The organism is uncultured Gimesia sp., from assembly GCF_937919775.1.
Taxonomy (GTDB): domain Bacteria; phylum Planctomycetota; class Planctomycetia; order Planctomycetales; family Planctomycetaceae; genus Gimesia.
The window spans coordinates 1-11,449 of the sequence record NZ_CALFPF010000332.1 but is presented as its reverse complement, the minus strand read 5'-3'; the positions used below and the strand labels follow the sequence as shown (position 1 = coordinate 11,449).

Here is an 11,449-nt window from a genome sequence, read left to right as displayed (position 1 = left end):
CTGGAATATTCAAACTCTTTGCTAGAGGGAGTAGTTTCTCGCCATGCTCTCAAGCTTATCAAACACGACCGCTCAGGTATGGGTGAGTGGTATGTATACTTTGAAAGCTTCGAATTTATTTTAAGTATCGGGCGAGATCGTGGTGGTCACGTAAGTATAGAACTTGGTTCCAAAATTAGGAGAAAGCCTAGAGCAAATATGAGAGGCCCATGGTCAATAAGTCATCTAAAAGGCTATCTTGATGGAAAAAAGATCACCATATTTTCAACAGTGTAAACGAAGAGGCATCATGGCTGGAGGAGAACGAGATGTCATTATTTAATAGCTCTCTGCTAAATTCCGATACTCTAAACCAGTGGGCCGTTAAAGCGTCTAGAAGACTTTTTGGTCAGGATTCAAAATAAATGCGCAAACTGATCATAATCACTGTCGCTTGTGCTTTCACTCCAATCGGATGCGCGGATCACGCGCCAGGCGAATCAAACGCGCGGAAGGCCGCTATGACAAACAAATCGTTCGTGATTGGTGACACTGATTTTGGAATCAACGTTGACGAATCATCATTTGAAATCAACAACTCCAATCCAGCAAAGCCGCTTCTGACGATCAAAGTCATGGGCAGCGGAGAAGTATTCGAGAAGCTGACTGCAGAGGAAGACTCCAAGTGGTCGTGGGCGCTCGACGCGCCGCACTTCTACATCAGAGACTTTCCAGCATCTCCCGGCGATAAAGTCGGAGACGTTAGCGCAACCGCATCACTCGACGACATTGACGAGTACGAACTCGCAATATACATGATGGAACACAGTGCTATCGACGACGTAAAGATTCAGACCAAGGACAGCAAAGCTCTGGACATTACTGGAAAGGTAGACCTCTTTGGTGAGATCCATAACTTTGCGATCCGTTGGCATAAGTGATCGCCAAATAACAATTGCGTCAACCGGAGCGGCGAATCCGGCGGAAACTGAAATCAAATCGCTTTCCCTGGAATTCTATCGTTCGCTGATCTCAAAACGGCGGCTGGCGCCGTGCCGCTCATTTTTGGCACGAATATGGAAAACCACCTGAAATGGAGTTTCGTGTCTTTCGTGGTCGCTTGAAGTCGGATGTGATTCAGGCTTTTTCGTGTCTGATGAAATGAACCGGGGCGGATGTTGTGTCGGTTATTTTTGTTGGCTTTGGTTGAGATCAAATCGCTTCCCCTGGAATACGCCCGGCGGGCGGACACGTGGGTCCGCTCTCTGTTTTTTTGGGGACCCTGCTCTTTTTACTACTGCCGGGTTTTCATCTGCGTCTGGTTGAGTTGCATTGGGTAGAATCTTTTTTCGGGCGGGTTTTGTTTCAGTGGGGGTAATCTCTGCCTGTTGGCTACTGTTGCTGGTCAGATACCGGCGGCCAGGTCGTGTTTCTTCATTTGAATTCGTCTTTGTAAAAGAAAAAACAACATAGAGATATGCATTCAAAAATGGACTGGGGAGGAACCGGGGCTAACGCCCTGCGGCTAATAACGAAACCCTGACAGTCGCTGGCGTGGTGGAAGAGGGAATGCCGCTGGGAAACACTGCTGCAGAATCGCCGCTCAGTTTTGCTGGTTATGGTTCGGTTGCCGGATGGGGCGTGGGTATTATCTGATTTTGTTTTTGGGGAGAGGTCTGGCATGGATGGTCTGGTTTTTGGGTTGTGTTATTTGTTGTTCCGTTGGAGCATTGTTTTTTGTTTCGATGAGGGTGATTTTCTGCAAAGGCGCGGGGAGGTCAAGTCGGGTTTGTTGCAGACGGGGCGCAGACGCGCGCCTGTGCGTGACTTGTGCGGGGCGCTGTGTGACTTGTTGGTGGCAGTCGGGCGCCAAAGCGTGCCGAACTTGAGTGCTCATTTTGAACCAGGTGGCAGGACGGGGCGGCAAATCGGTCTCAAACCAGCGAGTTTGATGGTGAGCGTTTTCACAGGGGCGCTGGTCTGCACTATGGTCGCGTATTTCCTACGCGCGCGACGCGTAACACGCATATTGGTGAGTGGCGGGTTACTGTCAAGGCCTGGTTTTTCAGTGGCGAACGGCAGACCGGATGCAGCAGGCTTTTTTTCCTGTCACACCCGGAAAAAGCGCCGTTTCATGAGTCTGCAGCACTCGGATTTGGCCTGGGTTGAACAGGATTGCCCTTGTCCGGTTTCTGCGGATTTTGAAAAATTTTGCAACCTGAGGTCGCGGAAACAGGTAAACCTGATATATCAGGTTAAAATCAGTCGTCCGGTCGGCTGGATTTGAAATGCCGTCCTGTCACTATTCGCTCTCGTCTTTCTGTAAAAGGGACTCTTCCGTGCATACTGTCATTCCACGTTCTTTTCTGACACGGTTTACATTCACCGTCTGTTTTCTGTGCGTTGGCACGATGCTCTTTGCCCAGGCCAATTCGGCGACGGAGCCTCGCAAAGAAAAAATGGACTGGAACCAGCCGATCGCGGTGGCTTCGATTGCCGGCCTCGACCGGGTGATGGAAGACATCGATTATCTGTTTGAGACGGTTCAGAAGCCCGAATACCCGGCGATGATCAAAGGTTTTCTCGCGCAGTACCGGAATCTGGCAGGGCTGGACAGGACGAAACCACTGGGAGTGTTCGTCTTTCTGAGCGAGGGAATTTCTCCGCAGCCAACCGTCATCGGATTCGTGCCCGTGAAAGATCTGGACGAATTAACCAAAACGCTCGGCGAGGTTGGTTTTCTGCTGGCTCCTGTGGAAGGGAAAGCAGACCGCTATACGCTGGCGCTGCCCACCTTCTCGCTGCACATCAAAATGGCCCACGGTTATGCGTTTCTGCAAATCACCAGCGAGGCTCTGGACCGGGACTTTTATAACCCGGACAACTATACCAGTGCTTTGGCGAAAGAATACGACATTGCCGGCTCGCTGTTATTGGGCAATGTTCCGGAGCCGATGCGGATGATGGCCGTCGATCTGGCCAGCGCGAAAATTGATGAGCAGTTAGCCCGCAAACCGGGCGAAAATGACATTCGCTATCGCAGCCGCAAAGAAACGACGCTGTTTCTGCTCAAGCAGTTTGAGATCATTTCGCAAGATGGCGACAATCTGACGATCGGTTATTCCCTTTCCAAAAAGGACAAACAGATTCGCCTCAATCTTGGCGTGACTGCGAAACCGGGTTCGCAACTGGGAAAAGAATTAGAGCAGCTTTCCACATCGACGAGCCAGTATGCCTGGCTCACGGCTGATTCGGCTGATTTTCTGGGATACAGCGTGCTTCCACTGCGAAAAGAGGTTGAACAGAAAGCGATCCTGGATCTGATCGAACAGTCGCAGAGTAATATTCCCCCGATTTTACTGGGCGATGATTCCAATCCGGGTCCGGTTTCCAAAATGCTGGACTCCGTCAAAGCGACCATTCGTTCGGGAAAACTGGACAGCCACATTCAAATGCAGCTGACTTCGAAAGGCAAGCCGGCGCTCATCGCCGCCTTAAAACTGACGGAAGGAGCCGCCTTCAAACAGGGGCTGCAAGATTTGTTCGAACTGATGAAGCAGGCGGAAGACACTCAGGGAATCGAAGCGAATGTTGCGGAAGTGGACGGGATCACGATTCACAAAATCGTGCCCAAGGATCTGAAAAAAGGGGCTAATGAGTTCTTCGGTGAAAATCCGGTGATTTTTATCGGCTGTGGTTCTGATGAATGCTGGCTGGCGATGGGGGAAGCAGAGTCACTGGATCTGTTGAAAAAGGCGATTTCAAGTCGCAAAACGAATGGAAACCGCAGTCAATCCGGCTCCGCATTTCTGATTTCGCTGAAATTGGCTTCGATCCTGCCCCTGGCTGAAGAAAACGCAAAGAACGAGGAATTTATGGAATCTGCCAAAGTCGCGTTCGCTTCAGGTGGCGATCTGCTGACCTTTTATCCTAAAATCACGGCCAATCAAGCCAGCCTGAACCTGGAACTGGGTGAAGGATTTATACGGCTCATTTCATTGGCCATTGCAAACCGAAAATAGAACACGAAACCCGATATGTCTGAACCAGAAAGTTCGTTGCTGCCTTACCTGACGGAAGACTTACCGGGAATCGGCGGTTCTTTAAAGCAGACCGCAGAAGATTTCATCGTCGAGGAGATCCCCGTTTATCCCCCCTCGGGCGAAGGAGACCATCTCTTTCTCTGGGTTGAAAAACGGGGTGTCTCTGCCCAGTTTCTGGTGAAGATCCTGTCAGAGCAACTGCGGATCAGTACCGGAGACATCGGCGTCGCCGGGATGAAAGACCGACATGCGGTGACGCGACAAATGGTCTCGGTGCCTGCGGAATGTGAGCCTCTCCTGGCAGAATTCGCCTTCGACGGAATCAGCATTCTGGAGTCGACGCGGCACGAACGGAAATTGAAGACCGGGCATCTGAAAGGAAACCGGTTTTCAATTCTGATCAGAAACACTTGTGAAGAGGGCTTCGCGAAGGCGCAAGCCATTCAGGCAAAAATCGACCAGACGGGTTTCCCCAACTATTACGGTGCGCAGCGAATGGGCATCGATAATGAAACGCTGCGGATGGGGCTGAAACTGTTAAAAGGGGATCGAGTGCCGAACAAGTACGCTCGCAATAAATCGCTGAAACGCCTGGCCTTGTCGGCGGCTCAGTCGTGTCTGTTTAATCGTGTTTTGACTGATCGCGTGAAGGATCAAAGTCTGCATACTGTTCAACGGGGCGATGTAATGCAGGTTTGTGAATCGGGCGGTATGTTCGTTGTGGAAGAGGTGACTCGGGAACAGGAACGGTTTGATTTACGCGAAACGGTGATTACCGGTCCCATTTTCGGGCCCAAAATGAAGCCCCCCACCGATGCGGTTCTGGAACACGAACAGAAGATCCTCGGCGAATTCTGGCTGGAGATGTCTCACTTTTCGCGGTTTAAAAAACTGACTCCCGGTGCCCGGCGGCCATTTCTTATCTGGCCTGAGGAACTTAAAATAGAAGAGACCGAGGCGGGCATTTTATTCCATTTCACGCTGCCTTCGGGCGTGTATGCGACGATGTTGTTAAGAGAATTTATGAAAGACGAAAGTGCCGTGCCGGCGTCCGGCGACACGTTCTGAAAGGATGTTTTGTGAAAGTTCTGATTGACCAGGAACAGATCAGTTCGCGTGTGATTTCTCTGGGACGCGAGCTGGCCAATGAATACCAGCACCGCCCGCTGACCATTATCGGAATTTTAGCAGGCAGTGTGGTTTTGCTGGCAGACCTGATTCGCGCGATTGATGTGCCGCATCAGGTGGGTCTGATTCAGGCCTCCAGCTATCGTGGTAAAACGACGACCGCCGGTGCATTGCACGTGAATCTGGATTTCATGCCCGATATCAAGGGTCGTCATGTTTTACTTGTCGATGATATTTTCGATACCGGCAAAACGATGCAAACCGTGCTGGCACAAATCCGCGAACTTCAGCCACTCTCTCTGAAATCGGCGGTGCTGCTCTGGAAAGAAGAAGCCTCGGAAGTGGAGCTCACACCCGATTTTCACTGTTTCAAAATTCCGAACCATTTCGTCGTCGGTTATGGTCTGGACTTCAATAACGAGTACCGGCATCTGCCTTTTATCGCTTCACTGGAAGGCACGGATCTCGTGTGAGATCCGTTTCTTCGTGAGACCAGATCAGATGTCGAGATTTTTTACATCCAGGGCGTGTTTCTCGATGAACTGGCGACGGGGTTCAACGACATCGCCCATCAAAACACGGAAGATCTCATCAGCGGCAGCGGCGTCCTGCATGCCAACTTGCAGCAGAACCCGTTGTTCGGGATCCATACTGGTATCCCAGAGTTCTTCCGAATTCATTTCACCCAGTCCTTTGAAACGTGTCAGTTTCAGGCCTTTTTCGCCGATTTCTCGCATCGAGGGGAGTAGTTTTCTGAGACTTGTCAAACGGATCACACTGCTTCCGCTGTGGATGACAAAGGGATAAATCGGTTCGCCATTCCGGTTTCCGGGAGAATAGAGGTCTTTCAAGCGAATTCCATAACCTCTTAATTTTTTCAACAGTTCGTTGATGTTGTGAATTTCATGCAGATCGGTCACCTTCAAAGTACCCGCTTTTTCGAACTCTTCTTCATCCTCTTCTGCAGGCACTGCCTGATCCGGCTGGCCATTGTCATCGGCAATCTGCAGTTCATCGCCTCGTTTCTCTTCTTCCTCTTTCCGAAATTGAGCCATCTCTTCCTGGGAAGTAAACCAGTGTTGTTCTTTCCCGAGAAAGATTCGATATTGCGGAAGCAGGCCATCTTCGGTGGCATGATTCAGGGAAAGAAATTTCAGGTCAATTCCGCGGCGATCCAGAGTTCCCAGCGGTTCTTCTAATTCTGAAATCAGGCCTACGAGTTTCTCCAGCATTTCGCCTTCGAAAATAGTGCCATCCTCGTGCTGCAGACTGGAATCGCCCAGAGCCAGTTCCACGAGCTGGCCCATCATTTCTTCCTGAGTCTGAACATAACGCACTTTTTTGCCCTGCGTCACTCGGTATAAAGGAGGCTGTGCGACATAGACACAACCATTATTTACGAGCTCCCGCATATGGCGAAAGAAAAAGGTCAACAGCAATGTCCGAATATGGCTGCCGTCCACGTCGGCGTCGGTCATCAGAATGATTTTGCCGTAACGCCGTTTGGTAATATCTTCGAGCACGGCTCCCGGAGGAACTCCGACCGCTTTGAAGATATTCGCAATTTCCGCGTTATCCAGAATTTTCACCAGCTGTGCTTTTTCGACGTTCAGGATTTTACCTCGCAGCGGCAAAATGGCCTGAATATTAGAATCGCGACCTGTATCGGCCGATCCGCCGGCGGAGTCCCCTTCCACCAGGTACAATTCGGTAATTTCGAGTTCACGGCTGCGACAGTCGCGAAGTTTTTCGGGCAGGCCTCCGGTGGTCAGTGCTCCTTTGCGACGGACCATTTCACGGGCTTTTTTGGCAGCTTCGCGTGCTTCGGCCGCCAGGAGTCCTTTGAGGGAGATTTTTTTCGCGACGCCCGGGTTTTCCTCAAAAAACTGATTCAGCTTTTCATTGACGACCGTCTGCACGATGCCTTCGACTTCGCTGTTACCGAGTTTGGTTTTTGTCTGACCTTCGAACTGCGGCTCGGGTACGCGGACTGTAATGACAGCCGTCAAACCTTCACGGAAATCGTCGCCACTGGGTGTAAAATCCTTGAACAGATTTGCTTTCTTTCCATAGGCGTTAATGGTCCGCGTAAGCGCGCCACGAAAGCCGGAAAAGTGAGTGCCCCCTTCAATGTTGTAGATATTGTTGGCAAAACAACGCACATTTTCATGAGAGCCATCATTGTGCTGGACGGCGATATCTACCTGGACTCCTTCGAGTTCGCCTTCAATGTGGATGATTTCCTCATACAGCACATTTTCTGTCCGGTTCAAGTGTCGAACAAACTCGATCAAGCCTTCTTCGTAATAAAATTCATCAGACTGACCGGAACGTTCGTCGTTGATTCGAATTCGGATTCCGGCATTCAAAAACGCCAGTTCCTGCAGTCGTTTTGTCAGAGTGTCGTAGAGAAATTTGGTGTCCGGAAAAATGGTTCCGTCCGGCTTGAATGTGATTTTAGTTCCGCTTTTGTCGGTTTTTCCCAGTTTCTGCAGCGGTGTTTTGACCGCTCCCTGGGCAAATTCCAGCGTCCAGACATGACCTTCGCGGCGAATTTCCGCTTCCAGCCATTCGCTGAGTGCATTGACGGCGGTGATGCCGACGCCGTGCAATCCGCCCGTTCCGGTTTTATATCCCCCTTCGCGGTCGAATTTTCCCCCGGCGTGAATTTCTGTCAGCACGACTTCGAGAGCCGGACGGTTATTCATATCGGGCATCGCACCGACGGGAATCCCACGGCCGTCATCGCTGCAACTGACGCTGCCGTCCGCATTGATTTTGACATTAATCGTAGTGGCATACTTGTTGACACATTCATCGATCGAGTTATCGACGACTTCATACACAAGGTGATGCAAACCTCGCAATGTTGTGTCACCAATATACATGGCTGGTCGTGTGCGAATCCCTTCGATGCCTTCCAGGGCGCGAATGTTGGATTCATCATAGCCTGTTTTTTTAAGATCTGCCTGCTTCTCTTCTTGTTCACTCACGCTTAATCACTCCCGTGAATTAATAAATTGTTTCTCTTCTCAGAAACTTTGACTTCTCTTTGACCAGCCCCGAACAGCGAGATCACATTCCATTGATAGAACTGTTTGAACTACTTGTTTCTCTTCGATTTCAAGCGAAACCGAAGATCGCGGACATCCTGTTTCCCATACTCGTTTTGTAATTTCTGGAGCAATGAACCCTTATGAAATGAATTGAGCTCATTCAATAGAGCAGAGTTTTCTACACCCACCTGTACGATTCGGTTTTTAATTCCCTGAACCGTGGTCTGGGCGGCAATCTTTTCTCCTGCAGCCTGTTCCCAGGCTTCTTTTAGTCGCTGATCCCCTCGCACACGCCCCAGCCCTTTCAATGCAATCAGCTCTGATAAGGCTTGCGAAATGGGAACGGCTGAAGGAACCGCACGAGTGGATTTGAAATCGTACTGTTGTCGCATTTATTACCGTGCTTGCGTAAGAGGCATGATAACATATGTGTAACCGTCGTCTGTTTTGAGAACGGCGGCACTGTCTGAATCAATCAACTGCAGCCTGATATGAGCTGCCGAGTCCAGTGTTTTAAGGAAATCTGCCAGGTAACGAACATCGAATGTAATCACGATTTCGTCCCCTTCGAATGGAATGGGAATTTCGACTTTCGATTCTCCGACGGAAGCGGCCACACTTTTCAAAGTCAGCAGACCGCTGGCAAAAACAAAATCGACGCCTCGAGTTTCGACATCTGTCACAATCTGAGCCTGACGAACGGCACCGAAAAACGTGCCTACTTCGAGATCGATGCTGTGAACCGGCTCGGGTGGAATGACATCCCGGTACTTGGGAAATCGCCCTTCGACCAGTCTGCCGAAGATTGTGGAACGGCCACTTTTCACGATCACATCGTTGGCGCGAATTGCGATCTGGATACTTCCGTCATCACCAACCAGACTTTTTTCGATCAGGGACATGGCTTTGGCCGGTATCACCGGACGGTTGTTTTGATAAGGTTCTTCACCCTGGTAAGAGCATGCCGATTCGACCATCGCCAGCCGCCGCCCGTCTGTGGCAGCCAGAGTTAGTTTATCATTCTCGACGTCAAACAGGACGCCCCCCAGGGCATAGCGGGTGCTTTCAGGATCGGTTGCAAAGACCGTACGGCGAATCATTTCACGAAATGACTGAGTGGGGATCTCAAAGAAATTGGTTTCATTAAACGTTTCCACAGACGGGAATTCAGAAGGATCGTGCACGGAAAGGCGAAATTCACTTTTTCCCGCCTGGATCAGGATAAAGTCCTGTTCTGTCTGCTCGTCTTTTTTCAACTCGATTTCAATGGAATCGGTGGTCGCTTCCCGCAGAATGGAAACCAGCTCGTGTACGGATAATAAAATCTCGCCCGGAATCATGACTTCGACTTCTTCGAAATCAAAGCGAACGCTGACTTCCAGGTCGGTCCCGCTCAAAGTTGCTTTACCGTCTCCTACTTCGAGCTTGGCACACTTCAGAATTTCTTTCGGCGTGCGAGAGCTGATGACGCTTCCGATCATCTGGAAGCCGGACAACAGAGTAGATCGAGAACAACTGAGCTTCATGTTTGAATCAACTTTTATAAGATTTCATGTGAAAATCAAGACTGCCCTCAGTATATCAGAAACCACATTGGGGCAGCTGAAAATGGCATTCTTTGAGTTGATCTTATTTTATTGAATTGGCCGGCTTTTCACAATCATGCGAGGGCTCTGAATCTCCACAACAGAGTTGATTTCCAAGGTAATTTTTATATTAAAAGGTTTTATTTAGCAGTAGTAGTATCAGAGAGGCGGTCAGAATGTGGAGAATAGAAATAAGTGAGCTGTATCTCTATACGGAGAAAGGATTTGAGGAGAAGCTGTGTAAGAGAATCGGCGTCGATAACCTGTTGGTCAGATATCAGTAGAATGCAGAGTTTCTGATGAGTACTGAAATCACTTCCGAATCAGTGTTCGAGCCCTGTTGATAAACGAGAAAGGAGTCAACATTTCGCATCCGGCATTGGACAGGTTATGCACGAATTGCAGTCATCTGATGTGATGAAAACGCGGGTGAAAATGTTATCTGATCGGTTTTGTTTCCGATGTTTCTCTATCCGTTAAAAGAGATATACCCCGAGTTGTTGTTGAATGCGAGAAATCTGTTGGCGTAATCCGGGTGATTTTTTGAGATCGTGCTGAATTTGACGATAGGCATGAATAACGGTGCTGTGGTTCTTCCGGTTAAAATAAATTGCGATTTCTGCTAAAGATTTGTCCGTCAGCTCTCTAGATAAAAACATGGCACATTGTCTGGGAAGCACGAATTGCTGCGAGCGGTTGGCAGAACGGATTTCCTGCAGGCTGATCTTGAATTCGCGGCAGACGGCTTTTGTAATTTTCGAGATGCTGGTTTTAACCGGTTCAATGTTTCCTTCCAGGTATTGCTTCACAAACGAGGCATTCAGTGGTTGTTGTTTGATGCGGCTGACCGTTCGCAGTTGAATCAACAAAGCATACAACTCGCGGGGTGAGAGCTCTTTTTTGTGGGCAATCAATGAGAGTTCTTTTGTCTCCAGAGGAATCTGCTCGCAATGGGCCCAGAATGTGAGCAATTCCAGCCGGCTCTGGTATTTTAAAGGGTTGATCAACGCACAGACCCCTCCATGAAACCGGTTCACCAGTTTTTTGTGAAAGTGTGCCAATCCTCCCGGCGGTTTGGTGGAGGACAAGATGACTCTGCCCCCCTGCTTCAGAATCTCATCCAGAACAGACAGCAGTTCCCGCTGAGTCTGGGTGCGATTTTCCAGGCTCTGAATGTCTTCCAGAACCAGCAGGTTCAACGAACGAAGGTTTTTCTGGAACTCGGGAATGCGAACGTTGGCAGAAGCGGCAGCATATTTCGCAGCAAATTCGCTGGCAGTGGTCAACTGGAACGTCGCTTCAGGGTGAATTTCAGAAAATTCTAAAAGCAGATGGGAAATCAGAGCCGTTTTTCCGCAACCGGAGGGGCCATAAACGTAGACTAATTGCGGATCGGGAACATCGAGTGCCTGAATTAATTCCGAAACAGCCGTATGTGCGTATTGATATTCTTTTAATATCTTGAACGGTTTGGAGGTCACGTTCGGCTGCTGTTTTCCGGATTTCGACATCATCCAAAAGACTTCTTGTCAGTAAAGACTCATTCCACTGCAAATTAAAGCTTAAACATCCGTGTCTGGCTTTGAGAGCTGATAATGGCAGAATCGGATTCACTGATGAAATCGACGGTAATATTCAAATGGCTGCAGATATTTTC

Annotated in this window: 10 protein-coding genes; 6 read left to right on the top strand and 4 right to left on the bottom strand. The window is 49.4% G+C overall.

Annotated features, from left to right (window positions below):
• From Q0294_RS09240 to hpt, 6 genes are all read left to right on the top strand, one after another.
• On the top strand, window positions 1-276 hold a 276-nt coding region (locus tag Q0294_RS09240), incomplete at its 5' end, for a hypothetical protein (RefSeq protein ID WP_299463756.1).
• Window positions 277-404: 128 nt separating this feature from the next.
• Entirely contained in the window at window positions 405-920 is a 516-nt protein-coding gene (locus tag Q0294_RS09235; RefSeq protein WP_299463752.1) for a hypothetical protein, read from the top strand.
• A 740-nt stretch (window positions 921-1,660) separates the two neighbouring features.
• Window positions 1,661-2,266, top strand: a complete 606-nt coding sequence (locus Q0294_RS09230) for a hypothetical protein (RefSeq protein WP_299463749.1) — start codon at window positions 1,661-1,663, stop codon at window positions 2,264-2,266.
• Between the two features lie 52 nt (window positions 2,267-2,318).
• Window positions 2,319-4,001 carry a hypothetical protein gene (locus Q0294_RS09225; RefSeq protein ID WP_299463745.1) on the top strand — a complete coding sequence of 561 codons (1,683 nt, stop codon included), beginning with the start codon at window positions 2,319-2,321 and terminating at the stop codon, window positions 3,999-4,001.
• A gap of 15 nt (window positions 4,002-4,016) precedes the next feature.
• The gene (locus Q0294_RS09220) at window positions 4,017-5,090 is read left to right on the top strand and encodes a tRNA pseudouridine(13) synthase TruD (protein ID WP_299463742.1); all 1,074 of its coding nucleotides are present in this window, start codon (window positions 4,017-4,019) and stop codon (window positions 5,088-5,090) included.
• 11 nt (window positions 5,091-5,101) lie between these two features.
• Window positions 5,102-5,623: a hypoxanthine phosphoribosyltransferase gene (gene hpt / locus Q0294_RS09215; protein ID WP_299463739.1), complete on the top strand. Its 522-nt coding sequence runs from the start codon at window positions 5,102-5,104 to the stop codon at window positions 5,621-5,623.
• A gap of 24 nt (window positions 5,624-5,647) precedes the next feature.
• Here hpt and Q0294_RS09210 read toward each other — a convergent pair whose 3' ends face one another.
• The 4 genes from Q0294_RS09210 to Q0294_RS09195 form a co-directional block, all read right to left on the bottom strand.
• Window positions 5,648-8,143 carry a DNA gyrase subunit B gene (locus Q0294_RS09210; RefSeq protein WP_299463736.1) on the bottom strand — a complete coding sequence of 832 codons (2,496 nt, stop codon included), beginning with the start codon at window positions 8,141-8,143 and terminating at the stop codon, window positions 5,648-5,650.
• Between the two features lie 110 nt (window positions 8,144-8,253).
• On the bottom strand, window positions 8,254-8,598 hold the full coding sequence (locus Q0294_RS09205; RefSeq protein WP_299463733.1) for a DUF721 domain-containing protein: 345 nt from the start codon (window positions 8,596-8,598) through the stop codon (window positions 8,254-8,256).
• Window positions 8,599-8,601: 3 nt separating this feature from the next.
• On the bottom strand, window positions 8,602-9,732 hold the full coding sequence (gene dnaN / locus Q0294_RS09200) for a DNA polymerase III subunit beta (RefSeq protein WP_299463730.1): 1,131 nt from the start codon (window positions 9,730-9,732) through the stop codon (window positions 8,602-8,604).
• 536 nt (window positions 9,733-10,268) lie between these two features.
• Window positions 10,269-11,306 (bottom strand): DnaA/Hda family protein, encoded by a 1,038-nt coding sequence (locus tag Q0294_RS09195; protein ID WP_299463727.1) that lies wholly within the window; start codon window positions 11,304-11,306, stop codon window positions 10,269-10,271.
• Window positions 11,307-11,449: the final 143 nt, after the last annotated feature.